The sequence below is a fragment of the Jeotgalicoccus halotolerans genome, assembly GCF_003387165.1.
Taxonomy (GTDB): domain Bacteria; phylum Bacillota; class Bacilli; order Staphylococcales; family Salinicoccaceae; genus Jeotgalicoccus; species Jeotgalicoccus halotolerans.
This window is the reverse complement of sequence record NZ_QUMW01000009.1, coordinates 205,951-231,746: the sequence shown is the minus strand read 5'-3', so window position 1 is coordinate 231,746 and position 25,796 is coordinate 205,951. Positions and strand designations below refer to the sequence as shown.

General features: G+C 44.2%; 21 protein-coding genes. 4 read left to right on the top strand and 17 right to left on the bottom strand.

The window, feature by feature from the left end:
• Positions 1-8: 8 nt before the first annotated feature.
• From mutM to DFR63_RS02355, 14 genes are all read right to left on the bottom strand, one after another.
• Positions 9-872 carry a bifunctional DNA-formamidopyrimidine glycosylase/DNA-(apurinic or apyrimidinic site) lyase gene (mutM, locus tag DFR63_RS02420; protein ID WP_115884152.1) on the bottom strand — a complete coding sequence of 288 codons (864 nt, stop codon included), beginning with the start codon at positions 870-872 and terminating at the stop codon, positions 9-11.
• An 8-nt stretch (positions 873-880) separates the two neighbouring features.
• Complete coding sequence (polA, locus tag DFR63_RS02415; protein WP_115884151.1) at positions 881-3,484, bottom strand: DNA polymerase I; 2,604 nt, start codon at positions 3,482-3,484, stop codon at positions 881-883.
• 141 nt (positions 3,485-3,625) lie between these two features.
• A complete protein-coding gene (locus DFR63_RS02410; RefSeq protein WP_115884150.1) occupies positions 3,626-5,200 on the bottom strand; it encodes an AbgT family transporter in 1,575 nt (524 codons plus the stop codon).
• Positions 5,201-5,295: 95 nt separating this feature from the next.
• Positions 5,296-6,564 carry an NADP-dependent isocitrate dehydrogenase gene (gene icd / locus DFR63_RS02405; RefSeq protein WP_115884149.1) on the bottom strand — a complete coding sequence of 423 codons (1,269 nt, stop codon included), beginning with the start codon at positions 6,562-6,564 and terminating at the stop codon, positions 5,296-5,298.
• Between the two features lie 25 nt (positions 6,565-6,589).
• Positions 6,590-7,705: a citrate synthase gene (gene citZ / locus DFR63_RS02400; protein ID WP_115884148.1), complete on the bottom strand. Its 1,116-nt coding sequence runs from the start codon at positions 7,703-7,705 to the stop codon at positions 6,590-6,592.
• Between the two features lie 279 nt (positions 7,706-7,984).
• Entirely contained in the window at positions 7,985-8,722 is a 738-nt protein-coding gene (locus DFR63_RS02395; RefSeq protein WP_115884147.1) for a hypothetical protein, read from the bottom strand.
• Positions 8,723-8,740: 18 nt separating this feature from the next.
• Positions 8,741-10,501, bottom strand: a complete 1,761-nt coding sequence (pyk, locus tag DFR63_RS02390; RefSeq protein ID WP_115884146.1) for a pyruvate kinase — start codon at positions 10,499-10,501, stop codon at positions 8,741-8,743.
• Positions 10,502-10,514: 13 nt separating this feature from the next.
• Positions 10,515-11,474, bottom strand: coding sequence for a 6-phosphofructokinase (pfkA, locus tag DFR63_RS02385; protein WP_115884145.1), 960 nt, complete (start codon positions 11,472-11,474; stop codon positions 10,515-10,517).
• A 233-nt stretch (positions 11,475-11,707) separates the two neighbouring features.
• Positions 11,708-12,655, bottom strand: a complete 948-nt coding sequence (locus tag DFR63_RS02380) for an acetyl-CoA carboxylase carboxyltransferase subunit alpha (protein ID WP_115884144.1) — start codon at positions 12,653-12,655, stop codon at positions 11,708-11,710.
• A gap of 2 nt (positions 12,656-12,657) precedes the next feature.
• On the bottom strand, positions 12,658-13,506 hold the full coding sequence (gene accD / locus DFR63_RS02375) for an acetyl-CoA carboxylase, carboxyltransferase subunit beta (protein ID WP_115884143.1): 849 nt from the start codon (positions 13,504-13,506) through the stop codon (positions 12,658-12,660).
• An 18-nt stretch (positions 13,507-13,524) separates the two neighbouring features.
• Positions 13,525-13,947: a FadR/GntR family transcriptional regulator gene (locus DFR63_RS02370; protein WP_115884142.1), complete on the bottom strand. Its 423-nt coding sequence runs from the start codon at positions 13,945-13,947 to the stop codon at positions 13,525-13,527.
• Between the two features lie 2 nt (positions 13,948-13,949).
• Positions 13,950-15,185 (bottom strand): NADP-dependent malic enzyme, encoded by a 1,236-nt coding sequence (ystJ, locus tag DFR63_RS02365; RefSeq protein WP_115884141.1) that lies wholly within the window; start codon positions 15,183-15,185, stop codon positions 13,950-13,952.
• 66 nt (positions 15,186-15,251) lie between these two features.
• Positions 15,252-18,398 carry a DNA polymerase III subunit alpha gene (locus DFR63_RS02360; RefSeq protein ID WP_115884140.1) on the bottom strand — a complete coding sequence of 1,049 codons (3,147 nt, stop codon included), beginning with the start codon at positions 18,396-18,398 and terminating at the stop codon, positions 15,252-15,254.
• 14 nt (positions 18,399-18,412) lie between these two features.
• Complete coding sequence (locus DFR63_RS02355; protein ID WP_115884139.1) at positions 18,413-19,369, bottom strand: DHH family phosphoesterase; 957 nt, start codon at positions 19,367-19,369, stop codon at positions 18,413-18,415.
• A gap of 76 nt (positions 19,370-19,445) precedes the next feature.
• On the opposite strand from DFR63_RS02355, the gene DFR63_RS02350 reads away from it, so the two are divergent.
• Positions 19,446-19,811, top strand: coding sequence for a YtpI family protein (locus tag DFR63_RS02350; protein WP_115884138.1), 366 nt, complete (start codon positions 19,446-19,448; stop codon positions 19,809-19,811).
• Between the two features lie 51 nt (positions 19,812-19,862).
• On the opposite strand, the gene DFR63_RS02345 is transcribed toward DFR63_RS02350, so the two are convergent.
• Both DFR63_RS02345 and DFR63_RS02340 read right to left on the bottom strand, forming a co-directional pair.
• Positions 19,863-21,125, bottom strand: a complete 1,263-nt coding sequence (locus tag DFR63_RS02345) for a DRTGG domain-containing protein (RefSeq protein WP_115884724.1) — start codon at positions 21,123-21,125, stop codon at positions 19,863-19,865.
• 106 nt (positions 21,126-21,231) lie between these two features.
• Positions 21,232-21,921, bottom strand: coding sequence for a metal-dependent hydrolase (locus DFR63_RS02340; protein WP_115884137.1), 690 nt, complete (start codon positions 21,919-21,921; stop codon positions 21,232-21,234).
• 99 nt (positions 21,922-22,020) lie between these two features.
• On the opposite strand from DFR63_RS02340, the gene DFR63_RS02335 reads away from it, so the two are divergent.
• On the top strand, positions 22,021-22,596 hold the full coding sequence (locus DFR63_RS02335; RefSeq protein WP_115884136.1) for a hypothetical protein: 576 nt from the start codon (positions 22,021-22,023) through the stop codon (positions 22,594-22,596).
• Positions 22,597-22,689: 93 nt separating this feature from the next.
• Here the strand turns inward: DFR63_RS02335 and ald are convergent, their stop codons facing one another.
• Positions 22,690-23,805: an alanine dehydrogenase gene (gene ald, locus DFR63_RS02330; RefSeq protein ID WP_115884135.1), complete on the bottom strand. Its 1,116-nt coding sequence runs from the start codon at positions 23,803-23,805 to the stop codon at positions 22,690-22,692.
• 143 nt (positions 23,806-23,948) lie between these two features.
• Between ald and DFR63_RS02325 the strand changes: the two genes are divergently transcribed.
• Positions 23,949-24,446 carry a universal stress protein gene (locus DFR63_RS02325; RefSeq protein ID WP_115884134.1) on the top strand — a complete coding sequence of 166 codons (498 nt, stop codon included), beginning with the start codon at positions 23,949-23,951 and terminating at the stop codon, positions 24,444-24,446.
• 108 nt (positions 24,447-24,554) lie between these two features.
• Positions 24,555-25,610 carry an LLM class flavin-dependent oxidoreductase gene (locus DFR63_RS02320; RefSeq protein WP_115884133.1) on the top strand — a complete coding sequence of 352 codons (1,056 nt, stop codon included), beginning with the start codon at positions 24,555-24,557 and terminating at the stop codon, positions 25,608-25,610.
• The last annotated feature ends 186 nt before the right edge of the window (positions 25,611-25,796 follow it).

Here is a 25,796-nt window from a genome sequence, read left to right as displayed (position 1 = left end):
GACCTTCGTCACCTCTGACATGTTGTGCAATAAAAAGTATTGCGTGTATTAATCACTTTCGTCTTGAGCGGATGTCCGAGCGGACATGTTTTTCGCTGATAGACATTAAAGCTGTTTTGCATTTCGCCCCTGCCGCCGGTAACACTCCGGTAGTCGGAAATTGTTGAACCGCCCCTCGATAAGGACAGTTCAAACACTTCCGTAATCCGGTCGAACAGCTCGCGGAGGCGTTTATCGGAAATATTTTTCACTTTCCGAGTCGGCAGAATATGAGACAGATACAAGCTCTCAACTGCATATATATTACCGACGCCCGGAATCACTTCGCCGTCCATAATCGCCGCCTTAACCGGCTTGTTTTCATATTTCTTCGCGCGCATCATCGTCATATAATGATCCAGGCTAAATTCATCCGTATATTCCGGCGCCATGCGGGCAAACGGCGGAAAGTCATGCAGACTTTCATGCGTATGCATTTCCCCGAAGCGGCGTATATCGGAATATATGAGCTTCTGACCATTATCCAGAGAGAAAATAACCTGCCAGTGCTTTTTAAAATTATGTTCTTTAATATCTTCAAAATCCGACACGATAAAATACGCCCCGGACATGCCGAGATGACTGACTAAATGCGTCGTTTCATACTCGTCACCGAGCAGGAAATATAAATACTTTCCTCGCCGGCCGATGTGCATAATCGTCTTGCCTGCAACCAGAGTCTTAAAGGCGTCGAGATTATCTTTGACGATTGTTCTTTTATTTGTTTTATGCCCGTTGTAAATATACTGCGACAGCTCGACATCCGTAATCTTTAAATTGATAACGGGTGTGAGTTCCCGCTTAACGAGTTCTACTTCCGGCAGTTCCGGCATTTCTTCACCTACTTCACTTCATACCAGTCCGTTCCGTAGCCTGCATCTACTTTCAGCGGCACGTCGATGTCTATAGCATTCTCCATAATATCTCTGATAACCGGGATAAAAGCTTCCACTTCGTTTTCCGGAATATCAAAGATCAGCTCATCGTGGATCTGTAATAATAATTCTGCATTAAATTTCTGTGCTTCTTCACTCCCGGCATATTTTACCATCGCGAGTTTAATAATATCAGCAGCACTCCCCTGAATCGGCGAGTTCATCGCTGTACGTTCTGCAAAGGAGCGCGCATTAAAGTTTCTGCTGTTAACGTCAGGCACGTAGCGGCGGCGGTGCAGCAGCGTCGTAACATAGCCGTCGCGTTTCGCGTCCTGAACGATATCGTGCATAAACTGTTTGACTTCTTTAAAGGATTCGAGATAGGTTTCGATAAACCGGCCCGCTTCCTTCCGCGTAATGCCTAAGTTCTGGCTCAGTCCGTAATCGCTGATGCCGTAAACGATACCGAAGTTTACCGCTTTTGCGTTCCGGCGCATTTCAGGTGTTACTTCATCCAGTTCGACACCGTATACTTCCATGGCCGTTTTCGTATGAATATCAATATCGTTCGTAAATGCTTCGATCATCGATTCATCTTTTGTAATTGCAGCGAGGACGCGCAATTCAATTTGTGAATAGTCGAGTCCGAGCAGTACGTTACCCTCTTTCGACGGCACGAAAGCCTGACGGATTTTGCGTCCTTCTTCCAGTCTGATCGGGATATTTTGCAGGTTCGGCTCCACACTCGATAAACGCCCCGTTTGAGCAAGCGTCTGATTAAAGCGCGTATGAATGCGTGAATCTTCAGTGACTTCACCCTGCAGTCCGATCACGTAGGTCGACTGCAGCTTGCTGATAGTGCGGTAAGTTAAAATATGTTCGATAATTTCATGCTTGTCTGCGAGCTGCTCCAGCACGTCGACCGCTGTCGAATAACCGGTTTTTGTCTTTTTAATAGCCGGCAGTCCGAGTTTTTCAAATAAAATTACGCCGAGCTGTTTTGGGGAATTAATATTAAATTCTTCACCTGCAAGTTCGTATATTTTCTCTTCTATCTCTTTCAGCCGGCCGCTCAGTTCTGTTTCCATTTCTTTCAGGCGGTCAGTTTTGACTTTGATGCCTTTAAGTTCCATCTGAACGAGCACCTTCGACAGCGGAATTTCAAGGTCATGCCATAAGTCGTACATTTCATCTGCACGTAATTTTTCCGCCATCGGCTCCGTCACTTTTTCAATCGCCTGGACTTTATCGGCAACGAAAGCTTTTGTTTCCTCAGCTGAAGGGTCTTTTTGCTTCCGTCCTTTGCCGTAATGGAAATCATCGCTGTTAATCGATACGTTAAAATCGGCTGCTGTTTCAGCTACATCGATAATTTTTTTAGACGGATTTAATAAGAAGCTGCCGAGCATAATATCTTCTGTAAAATGATCGAATTCAATGTTCAGATGATTTAACAGTGCAACCTGGCGTTTTAAATCATAGGTCGTGACAGAAGTACGCGTATTTAAAAACTGGCTGAGCTCGTCAGAATCAAATTCAGCCGATGCTTTAACGAGAACAAAATTCTCATCAGCAATACCGATATATTCAGGTTTGTTTTTTAAATAGTTGTCCGCGTGCACTTCAAGATAAATGCTGATATCATCGCCGAAGTCATTTAAAGAATCCGTCGGTTCTGCTGTAAACGCGGCTACCTCTTCCACTTCGGCTGCTTCCATATTATTCAGAAGCGAATTAAATTCAAGCTCTTTAAACAGCTCGTATTTCTCTTCTGAATCCTCATTTTTGAACTTGAGATCATCGAGACTGAAATCAAACGTCATATCGCGGTAAATTGTGGCGAGATCTTTACTCATCAGTGCGATTTCCTGATTGTTCGTTAAGTTTTCGTTTAATTTTTTTCCAGAGATATTTTCCAGGTTATTCAGTACCTCTTCAACACTGCCGTATTCTTTTAAAAGTTTAACCGCAGTTTTTTCACCGACGCCCGGGACACCGGGAATATTATCCGATTTGTCGCCCATCAGACCTTTTAAGTCGATAATCTGCAGCGGCTTAAGGCCGTCGTATACTTCTGCGACGTGTTCCGGTGTGTACACTTCAATATCGGTAACACCTTTTTTCGTAATATATACTTTTGTATTGTCACTTGCCAGCTGCGTCAAGTCTTTGTCGCCGGTAATAACAATCGTTTCAAAGTTCTCTTTGTCAGCAAGCCTGGTCCATGTACCGATAATATCGTCCGCTTCGTAGTCTTCATGCTCGAAACGTTTAATCCCGTAAGCATCAATCAGCTTTCTGATCGGCGCGAACTGTTCACCGAGTTCCGGCGGAGTTTTCTGTCTGCCGCCTTTATATTCCGTGTATTGTTTATGTCTGAACGTCGATTTACCGGCATCAAACGCCACTAAAAAATAATCGGGATTTTCTTCTTTTATTACTTTTTCAAGCAGTCTCGCATAGCCGAAAATTGCATTCGTATGCAGCCCGCTCTGATTCGTTAACAGCGGGAGGCCGTAAAATGCACGGAAGGCGATACTGTTTCCATCCATGAGAATTAACTTAGCCATAATACTCTCCTTAAGTCTTCATTCTTACTTTAAATTATACAGTTCCATTGAATATTATCCAATTAAAAAAGACCTGCTGTTGACCAGGTCTTTAAAAAAACACCTGTCCCAATTTTGAGGCAGGTGTTTTTAAAGTATTTTTTAATAGTGAACCGGTGAATCCGGACCGAGCGGCAGGCCGAGAAGACTCCAGACAATCAGCATAACCGCCCAGAAGATAAAGAAGAAAATAGAGTACGGCAGCATAACTGAAATCAGCGTACCAATACCAATATTTTTATCGTATTTCTGTGCAAAAGCAATAATAATTGCAAAGTAGGTCATCAGCGGTGTAATAATATTTGTGCTTGAGTCCGCTACACGGTAAGCCATCGTCGTCAATTCCGGAGAATACCCGAGCTGCATCAGAATCGGCACGAAAATCGGTGCCATCAGTGCCCATTTGGCACTCGCGCTTCCGATGAACAAGTTAATCAGGGCAGTCACAAGCATAAAGCCGATTAACAATGGTGCTCCTGTCAGGCTGAGGCTGTCTAAAAGCTGGGCCCCGTAAACTCCGATGACAAGACCGAGATTAGATTCTGTAAAGTAAGCCACGAACTGACCCGCTGCGAATGCCAAAACGATAAACATTCCCATGGAAGCCATAGTGTCAGTCATCTGGTTCGCTACGTCTTTATCGTTTTTAATTGATTTTGTTACAAGACCGTATACGAGACCCGGTATGAAGAAGAGTATCGCAATAATCGGCACCAGTGAACTCATAAACGGCGACTGGATAATGGTATCCATATAAGAACCGATGTCGTCTGATCCGCGCATCGGTGAATTCGGCAGCACTACCAGCAGTGCGGCAAGGACGAGACCGATTATGACAGAGATAAGTGCCCATATCAGACCTTTTTTCTCAACAGGCTGAAGTGTCTGAATGCCGTCCATATCTTCGCCTGATAATTCCTCTTCCTGTTCTTTGGACATTTTAAATGAGCCGAGACGCGGTTCCACAATTTTGGCAGAAACGAACCAGCCTACAAATGTCAGCAGGAACACACTAACGATAATAAAGTACCAGTTCATTGCCACGTTGATTGAGTCTGCATAAGCAGGATCAATTACTGCAGCCGCTGCTGATGTAAGTTCAGCAAGCATTACATCTGTTCCGCTTAAGAGCAAGTTCGCAGAGAACCCTGCAGATACACCGGCAAAGGCCGCTGCAAGACCCGCAAGCGGATGTCTGCCGAGTGCGAGGTATAAAAGCGCACCAAGCGGCGGCAGTACTACATAACCTGCATCAGAAGCTACAGAAGACATAATCCCGGCAAAAACCAGACCTGCCGTGATCAGGTTTTTTGGAATAGACAGTACAAACGCTTTTAAGGCAGCGCCTATTAATCCGGAACGCTCAGCAACTCCAATACCGAGCATTGTTAACAGTACAACGCCGAGCGGTGCGAAGTTGATGAAATTATCCGTCATACTTTCAAATATATAACTGATTCCTTCAGCATTTAATAGATTTTTCACGGTAACTTCTTCGTTACCTTCACCTGGATGTGTGACGGAAATTCCAAGTATTCCGAAAATTGATGATAAAACTAAAGTAAGTACCGCAAGTAGTGCAAAAAGTGTAACCGGGTGCGGCAGTTTGTTACCCAGCCATTCAACAAAATCTAAAAATTTCTGAAACAATCCATGTTTCTTTTTACTCTCGTCCACAGCTTAAACTTCCTCCAATATGTATCAAAATTAAAAGCCGCTCCGAGGAGCGGCTTTTCTATTATAATATTGAGCTTTAGATTTTACAATCTGAATTATTGCATATTTTCGATTAAAGCATCACCGAACTCGGAACATTTAACTTCTGTAGCGCCGTCCATCAGGCGGGCGAAGTCATATGTGACGATTTTTTTCGATATTGTATTTTCAATTGCACTGTTCACAAGATCAGCAGCTTCCTGCCATCCTAAGTGTTCCAGCATTAAGACACCAGACAGTAAAACAGATGACGGGTTCACTTTATCCTGACCGGCATATTTAGGCGCTGTACCGTGTGTTGCTTCAAAGATAGCGTGACCTGTTTCGTAGTTGATGTTCGCACCCGGTGCAATACCGATTCCGCCAACCTGTGCTGCAAGAGCATCACTGATATAATCTCCGTTTAAGTTCATCGTTGCAACAACGTCAAACTCTTTCGGACGAGTCAGAATCTGCTGCAGGAAGATATCTGCAATAGAGTCTTTGATGATGATTTTGCCGTCAGCAACTGCCTGATTTTGCACTTCATCAGCTTTTTCTTTACCGTCTTTTTCTACGATTTCATCGTATTCAGCCCAAGTAAATGTTTTGTCGCCGAATTCATTGCGGGCTAACTCATAACCCCATTTTTTAAATCCGCCTTCAGTAAACTTCATGATGTTTCCTTTGTGTACAAGTGTCACTGATGGTTTGTTATGCTCAATTGCATAGTTGATTGCAGAACGCACTAAACGTTCTGTACCTTCTTTTGATACAGGTTTAATTGCGATTGATGAAGACTCAGGGAAACGGATGTTCTTAACGCCCATTTCATCCTGCAGGAAGTCGATCACTTTTTTAACTTCCGGCGTGCCTTCGTTAAATTCGATTCCTGCGTAAATGTCTTCAGTGTTCTCTCTGAAAATCTGCATATCGCAGTGTTCAGGGTGTTTAACCGGTGAAGGTACACCGCTGTAGTGTCTTACAGGGCGCAGGCACGCGAATAAGTCGAGCTCCTGGCGCAGTGTAACGTTTAATGAACGGAAACCGCCGCCGATTGGTGTCGTTAACGGTCCTTTAATAGCGATTAAATACTCATTGATTTTATCAAGTGTATCCTGCGGAAGCCATTCGCCAGTTTTGTCGAATGCTTTTTGACCTGCATATACTTCAAGCCAGTCGATTTTCTTCTCGCCGTTGTATGCTTTCTCTACAGCTGCATCGATCACTCTGCTCGCTGCTGCCCAGATATCCGGGCCGATTCCGTCTCCTTCAATAAAAGGAATTACCGGATTATCAGGTACGTTCAGTACACCATTTTTAGTTTGAATTTTTTCTCCTGCCATTAGTGAGACCCCCGTTGTATTTTAATTATCTTTTTTCAATTGGTTCGTATTTTCTGTCCGTGTGGCCGCTGTACTCCGCGCGTGGTCTGATTAATCTGTTATTTTCGTACTGCTCGAAAATATGTGCAATCCAGCCGGACGTTCTGCTGACGGCAAAAATCGGTGTGAATAAGTCATGTGAAATTCCCAGTGAATGGTAAACAGATGCACTGAAGAAGTCAACGTTAGGCAAAAGACCTTTCTCTTCTTCAATAATACGTGCAATCTTAACAGACATTTCATAAAGTTCAGGCTGTCCGTTTTCCTCAGTTAAGCGGCGTGCCATATCTTCAAGATATTTCGCCCGCGGGTCGCCTTCTTTATAAACTCTGTGGCCCATTCCCATAATTTTTTCTTTGTTGTCTAATTTCTTGTGGATGTAGCTGTCGACATTATCCAGAGAACCGATTTCCTCAAGCATTGCCATCACCTGTTCATTCGCTCCGCCGTGCAGCGGACCTTTCAAGGCGCCAATCGCTCCTGTAACACCGGAATATACATCCGATAAAGTTGCAACAATGACACGCGCAGCAAATGTCGAAGCGTTGATTTCGTGGTCCGCATGAAGAATCAAGGCTGTATTCATCGCTTCAACCTGAACTTCAGTCGGCTCTTCTCCGTAAAGCATATACAGGAAGTTCTTTGCGTAACCATAATCCGGATTCGGATCAATCACTTCTTTTCCTTCACGTGTACGGGCAATTGCCGCAACAATTGAAGGAATTTTCGACTGAATGCGAATTCCTTTACGGAGCGTCGCTTCTTCAGACTGCTCTTCAGCCTTCTCATCTGTATGCGCAAGCAGTGAGACCGCAGTGCGCACTGCGCTCATAGGATGTACTGATTTATCTACAAATGTTTTGTAGAAATCCTTTGCATCGTCATTTAAAAAAGCGTGCTCATATAACTCCTTTTTAAACTGCTTGAGCTGTTCGGCATTTGGTAAATCATCGTGCCATAATAAATAAACCACTTCTTCAAACTCAGCATTTTCTGCTAAATCATCAATTTCATAACCGCTGTAAGTCAGCTGTGTGCCGATAATTGAACTGATTCTTGATTCTCCAATTACAACACCTTCTAAACCGCTGTTTCCAGTCATAAATCCCCCTCCTAAGTATGTAACAGAATCTTTAAACCAAGTATAACAAAATTGTCACATCTATGTTTAACCTTCTCACAGACCCAAGTTTGTGAATAAGAATACAAAATGTAAGCGTAACCTTTGACACTGCGAGATTCTATTACTATTTAACTGATTATTTATCGTGTAATAAGAATCAGTTAATTATCTTATATATTAGCATAAGTATAAATTAATTGTTAATAAGAAACCGGAGGCATTTTTATACACTGCCTCCGGTTTCTTGATTCTGATATTTTATTCTGACATATTATGCGGTTTTTCAATCATGTCAACCTTGTCGATATTCGTATAATCGACCGTCGAGTGAATCGTAATTTCTTCGCCCTCATTTACCAGGTCCGCTTTAAGTTCACTGCCAGTAAATTTATACTCCGCATCAAAGTACAGCTGCAGAGTCCCGTTAATACTCTCTGCCGATTCGACATCAGCGAGTGTTTCTTCATCGATAAAACTGCTTAATCCTGAGATGTCGTCGATCTTTATCGTGAGTGCATACCCTCCGTCAAGTTCGCTGACTTCGCCTTCCGGATAGTTTTTAAGTGCCGAGACGATTGTTTCGTAATCGCTGCTTTCAATTTCCACTGTTTCTTCTGTATCGACGACTTCATTGTCCCGGTACATAAAGTGGTCACCTTCAACCACATAATGAGTAATGATATCACCATTGTTATTCACAGAGAGTTTCAGCTCATTTTGTCCGCCATAAGTCATAATCGTCCGAATTGTACTTTCTTCCTCCGGCATAGTAATTTTAAATGACTGTCGGGCTTCATAGCTCGTAATACCTTCACTATTTTCAACTGCACCCTCAATTAAATCAGCTGACGACATATCGCTGCTGCTGGCAGCTTGTTCTGTATTTTCCTGCTCAGTCTCAGGAGCTGCTTCTTCAGCCGGCTGATCTTCATTGCCGGCTGAACATGCTGATAAAAACAATATGCTCCCGAGTAAGGCAGTGAGTGTTCTCTTCATACAACACACCTCTAATCCTTATAACACATGCGCATGTCCGCTGTAGACTACGCTCTGCTCACTGTCTATAGTAACGAGCATATTGTCTTCCAGCACTTCAAGTGCTTCTTTTGCACCGACAATAGTCGGCAGTTCCAGGTTCAAGCCGACGATAGCACCCTGGCTTGTCAGTCCGCCTTCAACAGTAATTAATCCTGCTGCTTTAACTAAGAGCGGCGTCATTAAGGCATCGACTGACTGAACAACAACAATCTTGTCCGTTGTATCTTTGCCTTCCAGTTCATTATAATTTCTTGCAGTAACTACTTCTCCGACTGCTGTTTTATCGCCGATCCCCTGCGCTTTAATCAGCGTATCCCCGACGACGTGCAGTTTCATTAAGTTCGTCGTGCCCGCTCGGCCTGCAGGCACACCTGCGGTAATAATAATTAAGTCGCCTTCATTTGCGTAGCCTTTTTCAAGCGTTGCCATTACAGATGTATTGAGCAGCTCATCTGTATCTCTTTCCGCTTCTTTGACAATCGGGTTAACACCCCAGACGAGATTAAGCTGACGCGCGACATGTTCATAAGGAGTGACCGCCACGATATTCGCATGCGGACGGTATTTCGCAATCATATTCGCTGTATGTCCGCTTTCAGTTGCTGCGACAATTGCCTTACATTTTAAATTCAGAGCAGTGTGGGCAACGGATACACCGATTGCTGTCACCATATTTGTCTGAGTTGATTTCGTTCTGTCGGATAATAATTTCTTATAGTCCTGAGCCTCTTCAGCCGATACTGCGATTTTCGCCATCGTCTGCACTGCTTCTACCGGATACGCACCAGCTGCTGTTTCACCGCTCAGCATTACCGCATCGCTGCCGTCGTAAATTGCGTTCGCCACGTCACTTGCTTCAGCGCGTGTACATCTCGGATTCGTCTGCATAGAATCGAGCATCTGTGTTGCAGTAATTACCGGTTTACCGAGTAAATTACATTTTCTGATGAGCTCTTTTTGCATCATCGGTACTGTTTCCGGGGCAATTTCCACACCGAGGTCACCTCGGGCGACCATCAGGCCGTCTGAAATTTTTAGGATTTCATCGATGTTGTCGATTCCTTCCTGGTTTTCAATTTTAGGAATAATTTTAATGTATTCTCCGTCGTGTGATTCAAGCATCTCCCGGATTTCAAGCACGTCCTTTGCACGTCTGACAAAGCTTGCCGCGATAAAATCAACACCCTGCTCGATGCCGAACTTCACATCTTCCTTATCTTTTTCTGTTAAGCCTGGTAGTTTTACGCTGACACCAGGCACGTTAACCCCTTTTTTATTTTTTAAGAGGCCGTTGTTTTTAACAGTCGTCGTAATAATGCCTGTATCTTTATTCAGTTCATCGATTTCAAGTTCAACCAGTCCGTCATCAAGAAGAATAAAGTCTCCCGGGTCAACATCATCGATCAGCCCTTCATAGGAAACAGAGAAACGTTCTGAATTACCGAGCACCTCTGTCATGGACACTTCGATTTTCTGCCCGCGGACAAGTTCAACCTCTCCATTTTCCATCGAGTGCGTTCTGATTTCCGGTCCTTTTGTGTCCAAGAGAATACCGACTGTTTTATCGAGGCGTTTCGCTACTTTTCTAATCGTATCAATGCGCGCCTGGTGTTCTTTGTGGTCACCGTGCGAAAAGTTTAAACGCGCAACGTTCATCCCCGCCATAATTACTTTTTCAAGCACTTCTTCCGATTCTGAAGCCGGTCCTATTGTACATACAATCTTTGTATTTCTCATTCTTCTTTTCCTCCTAAATTGAAAGCTCTTTTGAAAGCAGATAAATACTGTTGTCATACTTTTTCTCATGTACATGTACGTACGAAAAATCTGTGGCTGTTAATTCATTTTTGGAAATACCGGCGCCGACACCCGACTGACCCTCTTTGAGAAGATCTACGGCATAAGCTCCGAGTCTCGAACCAAGCACCCTGTCTGCGGCACTCGGTTTGCCGCCGCGCTGGATATGTCCTAAAACACTGATTCTGGTTTCTATATTAATATACTTTGCCAGTTGAGCGCTACAGTATTCTGCAGTCATGACCCCTTCTGCGACGACGATCAGGGAATGTTTTTTCCCCCGGTCAAGCCCGGCCTGAATACGTTCGGCCACATCTTCCAGCTTCGTATTCCGCTCAGGAATAAAAATTGTTTCCGCGCCGGCCGCGAGCCCGGCGTTTAGTGCAAGTTCCCCGGAATCCCTGCCCATCACCTCAATGATAAAGGTCCGTTCATGGCTCGTTGCCGTGTCCCGGATACGATCGATCATATCAACGATGGTGTTGAGTGCTGTGTCATAGCCGATAGTTACATCAGTGCCGGCAATATCATTATCGATCGTTGCAGGCACACCGACGGTTTTCACACCGAGTTTCGACAGTTCAAAAGCACCTTTGTACGTACCGTCCCCGCCGATAACGACGAGACCTTCAATACCGTATGTCTTTAAATTATCCGCCGCACGCTTTCTGCCTTTTTCAGTCCTGAACTCTTCACAGCGTGCGGAATATAAAGCCGTCCCGCCCCGGTGAATAATGTCGCCGACATCACCGAGATTCATTTTGTTAATATCGTTATTTATCAGTCCGTTAAAACCGTGACTTACACCGTAAACTTCCAAACCGTCATGAATTGCTTTACGCACCACTGCACGTATCGCGGCATTCATGCCGGGCGCATCTCCGCCGCTTGTCAAAACCGCTATTTTCCTCATGATTATCACCCACCTGCCAGTCCATTTAAACATAGCATAATTATGCTTTCACGGTCTATCTATATGGCGCGGAAAATGCGAGTAAATCGAAAGGCGGGCTTGCGGTGCGCTACTGACTTAAGTTCATTGGCTGAGTAAAGACGCCAGCCGGCCAATGAACACGCTCCATTGATACACTAATCAAAAAAATCGCACCCGCCTCCATACGGGCAAGTGCGATTTATATATTCCTGTTATTCACTGAACTGTCCAATCGACATGTATTTGTCGTAACGCTGATCGATTAAAGCATTACCGTCCATCGGCGTAAGTTCCGCCAGTGCATTCTGCAGCACTTCATCCGTTTTGTTGAAAACAAATGATTTATCGTGATGAGCGCCGCCGGCCGGTTCTTTTATCGTGCCGTCACTCACGCCCAGTTCAAGCAGATCAGCTGCAGTTATTTTTAAAGATTCCGCTGCGATTTCTTTCAGCGAAGCGTCTTTAAATAAAATACTTGCTGCACCTTCTGGTGAAATCACCGAGTAAGTTGCATTTTCGAGCATGAATAATTTATTGCAGACACCGAGCGCTAGTGCACCGCCCGACCCGCCTTCCCCTATAACGATACTGATTACAGGCACAGTCAGACCAGCCATTTCGACCAGGTTTCTTGCAATCGACTCGCTCTGGCCGCGTTCTTCAGCGGCTTTACCCGGATATGCACCTTTCGTATCTATAAAGCAGATCACCGGGCGTTTGAATTTCTCCGCCTGCTTCATCAGACGGAGAGCTTTCCTGTAGCCGTCGGGGTGCGCCATGCCGAAGTTGCGCGCAATATTATCTTTCGTATCCATTCCGCGCTGGTTGCCGATTACGGTCACTGGACGTCCCTTGAACATCGCAATACCTCCGATAATCGCATTGTCATCCGAGTAGGCGCGGTCGCCTTTAAACTCGATAAAGTCATCGAACAGCGCAGCGATATATTCTTTTGAAGTCGGCCGTTTTATGTAGCGTGCAATTTCAACACGCTGCCAGGGTGTAAGATGAGAATATACTTCTTCTTTTTTATCCTTCACTTTTCTCTCCAGAAAGCTGATTTCAGTCGTCAAATCCAGCTTATTTTTATGGGCATATTTTTCAAGCTCTTTAATTTTGTTTTCCAGTTCCTGAACCGGTTTTTCAAATTCAAATACCATAATTACACAACCTCTTCATGCATCTTTAAAATCGTGCCAAGATAGCGTTTCATGTTCACTCTGTTGACGACATCATCAAGCTGCCCGTGCTTGAGTAAAAACTCCGCCGTCTGGAAATCATCCGGCAGTTTTTCTTTAATTGTTTCTTCGATTACACGGCGTCCGGCAAAACCGATTAAAGCGCCTTTTTCAGCTAAGTTAATATCGCCGACTGACGCAAATGATGCGGAAACTCCGCCCGTTGTAGGGTTTGTCATGTAGGCGATGTAAAGAAGACCTGCTTTGTTATGCCGTTCAATCGCGACGCTGACTTTCGCCATCTGCATTAGCGATAAAATCCCTTCCTGCATGCGCGCGCCGCCGCTCGCTGTAAAGACGATGACCGGCAGTCTGTGTTCTGTTGCATACTGGAAAGTACGCGCCAGTTTTTCACCGAGCGCCGAACCCATGCTGCCCATACGGAAACGCGGATCCATAATCGCGACGACCGCTTCACTGCCCATAATTTTCCCGTGGGAAACGATTAATGCTTCTTCGAGACCTGTTTTCTCTTTATCAGAAGCAAGTTTCTCTTCGTAATTCGGGAAATTCAGCGGGTTAACCGATGTAATATTTGCAAACAGTTCTTTGCCGCTGTCAATATCGAGCAGCGCATCCATCCGCTCCGTGCTTATGATTGGCAGATGATGCTCGCAATTTGAACAGACGTTCAAACGCTTGTGAAGATCTTTTGAATAAAGAATCTTCTTGCAGTTTGGACACTTCGTCATAATCGTTTCCTGTTTCTCAGCCTTATCCGTTTTTTCATCACTTGCTTTTTTGTTCAGTTTAAAAAATATATCCTTTAACATTTTTACACCTCATCGAAGTTAGCTGTCATAGCCGTCAGCATATTTTTTCAGCAGTTTGTAGATTCTCTGCACCACTTGATTATCACCGTCATCCACAGTTTTCATGCCATTATATTTATGTTCGTAGTAATAATCAATCATATGCATCAATTCAACTAACTCTTCATATTGTCTGTCTGTTCTAAGCAGATATTTCGCTATTAAAGTGTAGAGCTGGTGGCTGTCGATATTCGCAAGATACGTACCTTCCCCGCGTTTAACGTAAATAACCCCGATAAGTTCCAGCGCTCTCAGCGCTTCCCTTACGCTCTGCCGGCTGACATTCAGCCGTTCTTTCAAATAGCGTTCACTCGGTAGCTTCTCTCCGATGCCGATATTCTGATCCACGATAATTTTATTAATCTCTTCAAGAATCATCTGAAGACCCTTTTTATTTTCCATGATTAACCGTTCAATTCGCTGATCAGTTTTTTCGTCCTGGAGTATACGTAACCGGCTTCAACTTTTTTACGCGACACGCCCGTATTCATAGCAGCCGCTGCCACGCGCTCTGCAACCATCGGCGCTACTTCCGGATGGAAGGCGTCCGGAATCACATAATCCGCACTCAATTCTTCAGGCTTAACAATTTCTGCGATTGCGAGCACTGCCGCTTTTTTCATTTCCTCATTGATGTGCGTCGACTGAACATCGAGTGCACCTCTGAAAATACCCGGGAAAGCCAGTACATTATTAACCTGGTTCGGGAAGTCGCTGCGTCCTGTGCCCACTACTTTGGCACCGGCGGCAATTGCGACATCAGGCATAATTTCAGGAGTCGGGTTTGCCATAGCAAAGATAATCGGATCTTCATTCATCGAGCGGACCATTTCTTCAGTTACTGCATTTTCCACTGATACACCAATAAAAATATCTGCATCTTTAATAACATCTGCAAGCTTGCCTTCTTCATTATCGATATTGGTAAACTTCGCAACTTCATCTTTGATTGCGTTCATGCCTCTTTCACGGCCTTCGTAAATCGCTCCGCGCGAATCGCACATAATCATATCTTTGACTCCAAAACTGTGAAGCAGTTTAACAATAGCAACACCTGCAGCGCCCGCGCCGTTCAGTACCACTTTAACAGTAGATAAAGTTTTGCCTGTCAGTTTGACTGCGTTTATCAGACCAGCCAGCGTAACGATAGCCGTCCCGTGCTGATCATCGTGAAAGACAGGAATATCAGTTTCCTTTTTCAGCCTTTCCTCAATTTCAAAACATCTCGGCGCTGAAATATCTTCCAGATTAATACCACCGAAGACAGGAGTCATCAGTTTAACTGTATTGACGATTTCATCGACGTCATTTGTTTTTAAAGCGATTGGGAAAGAATCTACGCCTGCAAAGTTTTTAAGAAGCGCACTCTTCCCTTCCATTACCGGCAGACTGGCTGAAGCTCCGATATTACCGAGTCCGAGCACTGCCGAACCATCAGTGACAACGCCTACAGTATTACCTTTAATCGTGTAATCAAATATCTTTCTTTCATCTTCGTATATTTCCTTGCACGGCTCAGCAACTCCCGGTGAATACGCAAGACTGAGCGCCTTTTTATCCTTTAATGCTACTTTTGAATTGACGGAAAGCTTTCCCTGGTTAACTTTGTGCAGTTCTAATGCATCGCTTTTTAAAGACAAATTAGTTCCTCCTAAAGTGGTCATACCACGGTATATTATCATTAATTTTTTTATTTTACAATAAATTTACACGATTAAACGGATATTTTCGACTTGTATGTTTGAAATTAACGCTTCTATTTTACTGATTGGAATATATCCGGCAAATTCTTGCGTATTAAAATCGTGAATCGGCACCCCGCTGTCTGCGAGCAGCTCTGAAATTTCATCGATACTGACATCCCTGATATAGATTTTCTTGGTTTTCTCTATATACGTCCGGACGTAGTCGTCCGCCGGATACAGTCTGTCTATAACGAGCTGCGGTTTTTCCTGGCGCATTCCGTAAGTTGCATCCGCTGCCACGATCGATTCTTTCAGCATAGGATGATATTTAAAATACTCTTTCGCAAATAGGACCCCGTCAATATTAGAATGCCCGTCAGTCAGTGTCAAAAAGGCCATATTCTGCCCTGTTTTCTTCACTTTAATCGTGCGGAAATCTTCAATATAGAGAAGATAGGTACCGTGTTTACGTTTATGATGAATCAGAGAAAAGGGAATAAATTCAAGTTCCCGATGCTTTAAGAGGATGGGATGTGTTGAAATATAAAATCCGAGCGCTTCTTTTTCGCCTTCAATTTTTTCAGCGCCGTCCATTTCTTCGCTGTACCGGTATTCTTTTTTAAGATTAAAACCAAGGGAGCTTAAGAACGAGTCGTGCTGATAACCATCGCTCACCGTCGATAAAATATCCGGCAGCGTCTGCAGCATCGTTTTTCTGTTTTCTTCAAAACCGTCGAGTGCCCCCGAGATAATTAAGTTTCTTAAGATTTTTTCATTGAATTTAAAATCCGTGCGGGATACCAGGTCGTATATATCCTTAAAAGGTCCGTCGTCCTTACGCGCTTTGATGAGCGCTTCATACAGCGGTCTTGAAATCCCGCTGATCATCGAAAAGCCGAGCAGAATGCCTTCTTGCTGCGAGTTCTGCCATATGGATGTATTAATATCCGGAGCGAGGAGCGGGATACGCATCATCTTCAGCTCGGTTAGAAGCTGGCTGATTTTTTCGTCGTTGCCCCGGTGGTGTGTTAATATGACCGCGTAAAAATGTTCGGGATAATGCAGTTTCATATAGGCCATCGTGTAGGCAACTTTACCGTAGGCAACCGCGTGACTCTTAACAAAACCATAGTCTGCAAACTCCATAATCAGATCGAAAATATTTTCTGCAAGCTCTGCAGTGTAGTTTTTCTTCACTGCTCCGGCAATAAAATGCTCGCGCTCATTAGTCAGCGCATGACGGTCTTTTTTGCCCATGGCGCGTCTTAAAATATCCGCTTCCCCGTAACTGAAGCCGGCAATTTTACCGGCAATCTGCATAATCTGCTCCTGGTAGACGATGACACCGAACGTTTCTTTTAAAATATCTTTCAGATCTTCATGCGGATACTTAATTGTTTCAGGATGTTCTTTTCTGTAGATAAAGTTATCGATTTCCTTCATCGGACCCGGCCGGTACAGTGCAAGTACTGCAGCGAGATCCTTCAGACTTTCGGGCTGAAAGTTTTCAATGACCCGTCTGATGCCGGATGACTCCAGCTGAAAAATACCGAGAGTCATTCCTTTTGACAGCATTTTATAGACTCTTTTATCTTCTTTTATATCATCAAGCGAGAAGTTTTTCTCCGTCCGCCTGATGCTCTGGACCATATAGCGGATCAGCGACAGATTTTTTAAGCCGAGCAGATCAATTTTTAACAGTCCAGCCGCTTCGACATCTTTCATCGGCCACTGGCTCATTACATGGCCTTCAGCGAAAATTACGGGCACGCTGTTCGTCAGCGTTTCACTGCTCAGAAGAAGGCCTGCTGCGTGCGTCGATGTATGGCGCGGGAGTCCTTCAATTTTCAACGTGATATCCATAAATGTTTTATACTTTCTGTCCGCTTCTAAAAGCGTGTTAAAACGGCTGCTTGAAAATGCATCTTCAAGCGATGCGTTCGGCTCATCCGGCACCAGATTGGACACGAGCTTCAGTTCATCGTCAGAAAAACTGAAGACGCGCCCCACGTCGCGCGCAGCCATTTTGGCGCTCAGCGTTCCGTATGTAATGATGTTCGCCACCCGCATATCGCCGTATTTTTCAATTAAATATTTAACGACTTCATCGCGTCTTGAATCTTCAAAGTCGATATCGATATCCGGCATGCTTACCCTCTCCGGATTCAGAAAACGCTCAAACAGCAAATTGTATTCAAGCGGGTCGACTTCGGTAATATCCAAAAGATACGACACGAGACTTGCACTGGAGGATCCCCTGCCCGGCCCGACGTAAATACCGATTGATTTTGCATGATTTACCAGGTCCTGGACAATTAAAAAATAATCTTCAAATCCCATACCGGTAATAATGCCGTATTCGTACTTCAGCCGTTCCATATATTCATTACGGTCTCTGAAATCTCCTGCTTCAAATCTTTCCGTTAAAAGCTGCCATAAGTAGTCTTTTGAACTGCTGCCTTCCGGATTATTAAATTTCGGCAGTGTATGAGATACAGAAGGTATCGGCACCTCGCACTTGTTTATAATTTCTTCATTATTTTTTAAATAAACGCGCGCGGCTTCAGGCACCATATCCCGGGTCTGAATACAGGCATCCCCCTCGAGGTTCTGCACGCTGTCAATACTGAGCCGCTCGTTATCCCGGATGGCATTCAGCACTTTTAAGGAGCCCCGTTCATTTGAATTAACGTAATGCGCGGCTTTTATAAACACCTTCTTGTAATCTCCGTCTGAATCGTGGCTGATATATTTATCTTCTTCCGAAAGATCCATGGCGCTTAAAATGGCCGTCGCTTCCGAAGTCTTGCCGATTAAGAGGCAGTTTTTAATAGTATCCTGAAGAAACTTGAGCGACGTCCGCTCTGAACCTCTGTACGACAGCATGGCGCTTGTGCGCACGAGCTCGAGATAGCCCTGATGATTTTTCGCCAGCAGCACAAGCGACACGCCGTTCATGCCGTCTTCCACAATAATTTCCATGCCGGGCACCGGTTTAATATCGTACTTCGGGGCAGTTGCCATCAGCCGGTATACCGCGTGCATGCGGTTTAAATCAGTGACAGCTACAGCGCGCTGGCCGTCACTGTTTAATTTCTCGTATAAACGCTCCAATGTAATATTTGAATTTAAAAAATCAAATGAGCTGTGCACATTTAAATTAAGCATTGAAACACCTACTCTTACAATTTTTCTTCAATTTTCACAAGCAGTTCTTTGAGCATATCCATGTTTTTTACACGGACGCCTGAAGCGAGCGGATGGCCGCCGCCGTCGAACATCGCAGCGACATCGTTGATTACGACCTCTTTTGAACGGAGGCGGACGCGGATTTCACCCTCGCCTTCCAGTGCGATAAACCATACTTTCACATCTTCAATTTCCCTGAAGATATTTACATCCAGTCCCGCTTCGCTGACGCTTAAATCGTATTCTTCCATGATTGATTTCGGCACGTACACATAAGCGATGCCGGAATCCGTAAACACTGCATTATTAATTAAATAACCTTTATATTTAAATTTATTTTTAGATGATTTATGCATCTGATTGTTCAAATCCGCAGCATCGAAATTAAACTCTTTCAGCTTAGATGCGACTGCATGCGTCAGAGCACTCGTATTATTGTATAAAAATCTGCCCGTGTCACCGACGATTCCCATATAAAACAAGGCTGCGGCTTCATCGTTCATAGCTGAGCTGTCCCATCTGTCGATTAAGAGATAAATCAGTTCGCTCGATGAGGATACATCCGTCTCAACAATCGACACGTCGCCGTACAATTCGACATTCGGGTGATGGTCAATTTTAACGATTTTTTCTGCGTAGTCGAGCGTGCCGTCAATGCGTTCTTTATTTCCCGTATCCACGACAATAACCAGAGGCCGCTCAATTGTACTCACGCGGTCCATTTCTCCTAAAAACTCAAGTGACGGCTCGCCGCTGCCGAGCGCCTTGATACTTTTATCAGGATATTTATTTTGTAAATATGCACGAAGACCGAGCTGAGCACCGTAGGCATCGGGATCCGGTTTCTGATGTCTCAGTATAACAATTTCATCGTGTGATTCTATCAGTTCCAGTACGTCTTTGGCATATGTGTTTAAGTCATTTAAATGTCCGGTTAATTTATTAAACAATGGCGAAACTCCTCAATATTAATTTACTTACATTCATCAATCAATTATACTACATTAGAGATTGGAGTTGTAACGTATGGAATTCTTGTACACGCTTGCCGTGTCATTTCTCGTCACAGCGATTGTCTTTACCTTTATTCTTTTTGTGGTTTTCAAAGTCAGAAAGATACGGACAATCCGCGACGTCAGAGGCGCGTATTATAACAGTATTGCGAGAATATGGCTTGCCCTGTTTCTCATCGCGTTCGGTTTGAACTCAATAGTCCAGTTCCACACTGCCGTTGCTTATTTAATCGGCGGCCTGTTCGTGCTGCTCGGTGCCTACCAGCTGTTTTACTTTAATAAAGCGCGGAAATACTTCACGGAAAATCTGCCCATTGAAGAGCAGGCATGGAAAGAGTTTGAAGCGATGAAAGCGAACAAAGCCAAACGCAAAAAATAAAAGCAATACATAGAAAAGCATCCCGCTGTAAATTTTACAGCAGGATGTTTTTTATTTTTCGTTGAAATGCTGAATCATGAAGGTCGCCTTGGAATATGCAGTTCCCTGAACGTTGAGGATGATTTCCAGACGGATAAACTGCTCGCCCCGGTCGATAATTTCACCGGTCAGTTCTATTTCCTGATATAGCTGTACAATTTTAAAGTTCATGATGTTGTAAGTATCGATGTGATAGCTGTGAATATCATTCTCCTGAAGCACAACGAGTATTAAACGCTCCGCGAGGCGCATAAAGTTTGCCTGCGACAGCGAACCGTATTCGTCCGCCATAAACGGCATGACTCGGATATTGATTTTATTGCTGTCGATTTTAATTTCCCTGTCGATCAGCTGATCTGTCGACATGCCCGATTTTAAGTTTCTCGATGATATATTTTTAAACACTTCTCTCCGGTGGACGATGCCTCTGTAATCACCGGACTCCACCACCGGAATTATATTCAGCTGATGCCAGCTCATAATCTGCCGGAGGGACAGGAGCGTCGTATCCTCTTCTGCACTGTAATCCGGCAGCAGATAAGAAGTATAGTTATCCTTCGTCATTTCATCGAGATATTTCGAACGGATGGCTCCGACGAAACGGTTGCCGTTTAAGAGAATCATGTTTTTATCTTCTGGATGAATTTCCTTTCCGAGTTCATTTATATCAATTGTATACTGCTCCTGTTTTACCATCAGGCTGCCGGCTGTAACAATGTTCTGCGACAATGACAGGCTGTACACTTCCCTGTGTATAATCGATGCACATGTAAACGAGTCGTGAGTCGTGGAAATAACCGGCAGCTGTTTTTCTTCTGCCAGTTTCAGGATTTCTTCCCCGGTGCCGAAACCGCCGGTAATTAATAAGCCAACACCATTTTCCAGTGCCTTCCGCTGGGACTTCTCACGGTTGCCGACGATTAACAGACCGTTCGGTTCTAAATATTTTACGAGATCTTCCGTCTGCATCGCCCCGATTAATATTCTAGAAATCTCTTTATCAAGGTAGTTATCTCCGGAAAGAACGGTTCCCTGGATTACGCGATTGACTTCCCTGAACATAATTTTACCGTGGCTTTTCACTTCGCGCTGGACGATGCGGAAGGTGCCGACTCTCTCCACCGTCTTCACAAGACCGTCCTGCTCAGCCTGTTTAATCGCACGGTAGCTCGTGCCTAGAGAGACGCCCATATAGCCTGAGATTTGTCTGACGGATAAACTGCTGCCCTCTCTGAGTCCTCTTATGTATTTTAATATATCTTCATGTTTCGACATGTCTTCACCCAATTTCTTTATTTCCCGTTAAATTTATCATAGCACGAATAATCTTTGTGTATAAAAGAAAAAAGGAAACTCTGCACAGAGAGTTTCCTTCATCTTTCTATGAGTACTGAACTGCTTCGCCCGGTTTTAGCACCTGGCAAACCGTGTTGACTTTATTTTTAAATTCTTCAGGATCCTGCTTAATCGGCGGGAAGGTATCGAAGTGCACCGGCACAGCAATCGTCGGTTTAATCAGTTCGTTAATTGCGTAAGCCGCATCGTCGATGCCCATAGTAAAGTGGTCGCCGATTGGAATAAAACATACATCAATCGGTCCATTTCTTTTAGCAATGAGTTCCATATCGCCGAACAGACCGGTGTCGCCTGTAACGTAAACTTTCTTATTGTTAATTGTTAAAATTAAGCCCATTGGCTCACCTGTGTAATGGGTTACGCCTTCGCCATCTGTATAGCTTGACGTGTGGAATGCGTGAACGAATTTCACTTTACCGAAGTCGTACTCGCCTTCCCCGCCGACATTCATGCCGACAGTATTTTCCACGCCTTGTGCTTCTGCATAAGCCGCGAGTTCTACAGGTGCGATTACTGTTGCGTTATTACTTTTAGCGATTTCAATTGTATCTCCCACATGGTCATTGTGGCCGTGTGTTAGTATAATATAATCAGCTTTAATGTTCTCAACCGTTAAATCTGTTAAATCGTTGCCGTTAATAAACGGGTCGATAATGACATCTGTGTCATTATTATTGAACGAAAGCACCGCGTGTCCATGAAATTTTACAGTCAAAATTACCACTCCTGTCTAAAATTATTAATAATAGTCTATTCCCGTAAATACATTTTAATAATCATCAAAATGACATTTTGCATATAAGGAGACGATACGATGAAACATATTTATTTAACACATGCACTCAGTATGGGAGCTGACGCTGTACTCTTTGCCTACCCTGACTTTAACACACCGAATTTAACACTGCCGGCCATGCAGCGCGCGCTTACACCAGCCGGCGAAATTTATATAGCGATAAACAACTTCCATGAGACGAATAGCTTCATGATTGAAAATACACTGATCGAAACGATACGCGGAGAAACTGCAGCCGACGGTTTTATTGTCGACCAGATATTTACACGCGACTTCCACGATGTGGATACGGCGCTTCTCGAAACGCTGTCGAATGAAATCAGGAACAAGCACTTTATCATCGGGCCGTCCTTTACGAAAGTTCCCTACTTTTTGCACAGCCGTCTCGCCGAGATTTTTATCGATCATGACGTCTCCGGGGTGATTTACGACCTCCGGGAGATTGATATTAGAAACTTTAAAGAACTTCAGCCTCTTGCGAAATTAAAAATGCATGTGAAGAAGCGGCTGTCGATTATTCCGCTGGTCCGGACTGAACAGCTCGAGGATTTAAAGAAAAGTATCCCGTTTGATGTTGCTGTAGTTGATAAATAAAGTGTTTTTTCTAGTGAATGGACTTTATTGAATCGACAACGAATCTTATTTCAAAATAAAAATGGCAGCCGCAAAGGGCTGCCATTCCTTATTTTATTTCAGTAAATCGTGAATGCTGACGTACTCTCGGTTTTGAGCTTCTGCAACTGCTTCATAAGTTACGTAACCCTGGAAGGTGTTAAATCCGCCTGCAATAACAGGGTTTTTAACGAGTGCTTCTTTGTAGCCGTTATTGGCAATCAAAAGTCCGTACTGAAGCGTGGCGTTTGTCAGTGCGTTTGTTGATGTACGCGGTACAGCTCCCGGCATGTTTGCTACTGCATAATGAATGACACCGTGTTTCACATAGGTCGGGTCATCATGGGTTGTAATCTTATCAGTCGTTTCAAAAATACCGCCCTGATCGATTGCGATATCGACGATTACAGAGCCCGGCGCCATATTTTTAATCATTTCCTCAGTGACAAGTTTCGGTGCTCTCGCTCCCGGAATTAATACTGCACCAATTACTAAATCACTCGATTCTACGGAGTCTTTAATATTTAAAGGCGTTGACATTAATGTCTGTACGCGCGGACCGAATAAGTCATCGAGTTCTCTTAAGCGTTTTGGATTCAAGTCTAAAATTGTTACGTCCGCACCGAGGCCGACTGCCATTTTAGCAGCATTCGTACCTGCAGCTCCCCCGCCGACGATAGTCACTTTAGCTTTTTCTACCCCCGGAACTCCGCTGAGAAGAATACCTTTTCCGCCGTTGATGCTTTTCAGATGCTCAGCGCCGACCTGCGGTGCCATGCGTCCAGCGACTTCACTCATCGGCGCCAGAAGCGGCAGCGAACCGTCCGGCAGCTGAATCGTTTCATAGGCAATTGCCGTTACTTTTTTATCGACAAGCACTTGAGTTAAAGCTTCTTCCGGAGCAAGGTGCAAGTATGTAAACAAAATAGACTCTTCTTTAATAAGATCGAATTCCTCGGCTAATGGTTCTTTTACTTTTACGACCATTTCTGAATCCCAGGCTTCAGCTGCAGTAGCGACGATTTCTGCACCCATTTCAAGGTATGCTTCATCTTCAAAATATGAACCGCTGCCTGCATTTTTTTCTACGCGGACAGTATGTCCGGCCTGCACGAAAGCATAAACGCCGCCCGGTGTTAAACCGACTCTGTTTTCATTGTTTTTTACTTCTTTCGGTATACCAATAATCATTTCCAAATCCCCCTTTATTCAAACAAATATATTGTATCACAATAAGTCACAATTTGGTCTACAATTGTCTCAATATTTAAAGTTTTGTTAGCGCATACATGTGGTATAATATAACTAAGAAGAGGAAATGGAGTTGATTTTAAATGTTACAATATCAAAACATCCTAGTTGCAGTAGACGGATCACACGAAGCAGAATGGGCATTCCAGAAAGCAGTCGAAGCTGCGAAACGTAACAACGCGAAACTTTCTATTATCAACGTTATCGATACTCGCTCTTTCGCGTCTGTTGAAGCGTACGACCGTTCAATTTCAGCACGTGCCAACGAGTTTGCTCAAAAATTGCTGGACGGATATGAGAAAGTCGCATTAGATAAAGGTGTTGAACATGTAGAGAAAATCATCGACTATGGTTCACCTAAATCAATCATTCCTAAAAAAGCCGTAGAAAAAATCGGCGCAGACTTAATCGCCTGCGGATCGACTGGTTTGAACGCTGTAGAACGTTTTATTATCGGTTCGGTTTCTGAAGCCATTGTAAGAAATGCTAAATGTGACGTGTTGGTTGTCCGCACTGAAACATTACCTACGGACTTTGAGCCTATGGTAGCGACTGAAGAATTCATTGAACAAAACCGCTAATGTTAAATTGAATGTTTTACATTAAAGTAATGGGCTTTCGAGCTCATTACTTTTTTATTTGAAGAATATCAGCTACACTGAATTCAAATTTATAACCGGAGGTTACTTATGGAACTTGGAATTAATACGTTTGGAGATGCGGTTTTTGATCCTCAAACCGGAAAAACAATATCCCATGCAGAACGCTTGCAGGAACTCGTGCGCGAAATAGAAGCAGCTGACCGCGCCGGTCTCGATGTGTTTTCAATCGGGGAACATCACAGAAATGATTATGCAGTCAGTGCACCGGATGTTGTACTCGCAGCGGGCGCAGCAGTGTCTAAAAATATCCGTCTGTCTAGCGGTGTGACCGTTCTGTCTTCGGATGATCCGGTACGCGTTTATGAACGTTTTTCGACTTTAGACGGAATTTCAGGCGGCCGTGCTGAAATAATGGCAGGACGCGGATCGTTTATCGAATCGTTCCCGCTGTTCGGCTATAATTTAAACGATTACGATACACTGTTTAATGAAAAGCTGGATCTGCTCCTGACTCTGCAAAAAGGCGGGAAGATTAACTGGTCCGGAACGCACAGAACGGCTTTAGAAAATGCTGAGATTTTCCCAAAACCAGTGCAGGATGAAATTCCGATTTGGATTGCAAGCGGCGGTACACCGCAATCCGCTAAACGCGCCGGGGAACTCGGACTGCCTTTAGTCCTCGCGATAATCGGCGGCAGCCCTTTTCAGTTTGCAAGAATCGCCGACTTTTACCGTCAAATCGGTGAAGCAGCAGGACACGATAAAAGCAAACTGAAAGTCGCAACAAACTCACACGGATTCATTTGGGATACAGACGGTGAAGCACGCGATTTGTTCTTTCCAGCTATTTCAAGTTCGATGACAAAGCTCGGCCGCGAGCGCGGCTGGGGACAGTATACGAGAGAAGCCTTCGATAATATGTGCGATCCGGAAGGCGCTTTATATGTCGGCAGTCCCGAAACTGTGGCAAGAAAAATTATCGCCTTATATGAACATATGGGCGTTGAGCGCTTTACACTTCAGACACCGGTCGGTACAATGCCGCACGAGCAGGTGCTTAAAACGATTGAGCTGTTTGGCGAAAAAGTTGCACCACTCGTGCGTGAAGGCGTTGAGAAGATAAAAGCCGAGAGAAATAAATAGTGTTTCAAGAGAATATCGGAGCGATATCCTCTTTTATTATGTGCGTTGAGATACTTTTGCTGGTTGGGTGCCCATGTTCAAGTTAGGTGGATATCCATCGCCTTTTAATTGCCCACGTCAAAACCACATGGGAATCCAACACCATTTAAATGCCCTTGTCCAAGCTACATGGGCATCCAACACCTC

What these genes read in the sequence shown, in the direction of transcription:
- DFR63_RS02350 (WP_115884138.1), top strand. Translation starts at nt 19,446, where the DNA reads ATGGAATTCTTGTACACGCTTGCCGTGTCATTTCTCGTCACAGCGATT.
- polA (WP_115884151.1), bottom strand. Translation starts at nt 3,484, where the DNA reads ATGGCTAAGTTAATTCTCATGGATGGAAACAGTATCGCCTTCCGTGCA.
- DFR63_RS02360 (WP_115884140.1), bottom strand. Translation starts at nt 18,398, where the DNA reads ATGCTTAATTTAAATGTGCACAGCTCATTTGATTTTTTAAATTCAAAT.
- DFR63_RS02345 (WP_115884724.1), bottom strand. Translation starts at nt 21,125, where the DNA reads ATGTCGAAACATGAAGATATATTAAAATACATAAGAGGACTCAGAGAG.
- DFR63_RS02370 (WP_115884142.1), bottom strand. Translation starts at nt 13,947, where the DNA reads ATGGAAAATAAAAAGGGTCTTCAGATGATTCTTGAAGAGATTAATAAA.
- DFR63_RS02325 (WP_115884134.1), top strand. Translation starts at nt 23,949, where the DNA reads ATGTTACAATATCAAAACATCCTAGTTGCAGTAGACGGATCACACGAA.
- DFR63_RS02395 (WP_115884147.1), bottom strand. Translation starts at nt 8,722, where the DNA reads ATGAAGAGAACACTCACTGCCTTACTCGGGAGCATATTGTTTTTATCA.
- DFR63_RS02380 (WP_115884144.1), bottom strand. Translation starts at nt 12,655, where the DNA reads ATGGTATTTGAATTTGAAAAACCGGTTCAGGAACTGGAAAACAAAATT.
- icd (WP_115884149.1), bottom strand. Translation starts at nt 6,564, where the DNA reads ATGGCAGGAGAAAAAATTCAAACTAAAAATGGTGTACTGAACGTACCT.
- DFR63_RS02320 (WP_115884133.1), top strand. Translation starts at nt 24,555, where the DNA reads ATGGAACTTGGAATTAATACGTTTGGAGATGCGGTTTTTGATCCTCAA.
- ald (WP_115884135.1), bottom strand. Translation starts at nt 23,805, where the DNA reads ATGATTATTGGTATACCGAAAGAAGTAAAAAACAATGAAAACAGAGTC.
- mutM (WP_115884152.1), bottom strand. Translation starts at nt 872, where the DNA reads ATGCCGGAACTGCCGGAAGTAGAACTCGTTAAGCGGGAACTCACACCC.
- DFR63_RS02335 (WP_115884136.1), top strand. Translation starts at nt 22,021, where the DNA reads ATGAAACATATTTATTTAACACATGCACTCAGTATGGGAGCTGACGCT.
- pfkA (WP_115884145.1), bottom strand. Translation starts at nt 11,474, where the DNA reads ATGAGGAAAATAGCGGTTTTGACAAGCGGCGGAGATGCGCCCGGCATG.
- accD (WP_115884143.1), bottom strand. Translation starts at nt 13,506, where the DNA reads ATGTTAAAGGATATATTTTTTAAACTGAACAAAAAAGCAAGTGATGAA.
- citZ (WP_115884148.1), bottom strand. Translation starts at nt 7,705, where the DNA reads ATGACTGGAAACAGCGGTTTAGAAGGTGTTGTAATTGGAGAATCAAGA.
- pyk (WP_115884146.1), bottom strand. Translation starts at nt 10,501, where the DNA reads ATGAGAAATACAAAGATTGTATGTACAATAGGACCGGCTTCAGAATCG.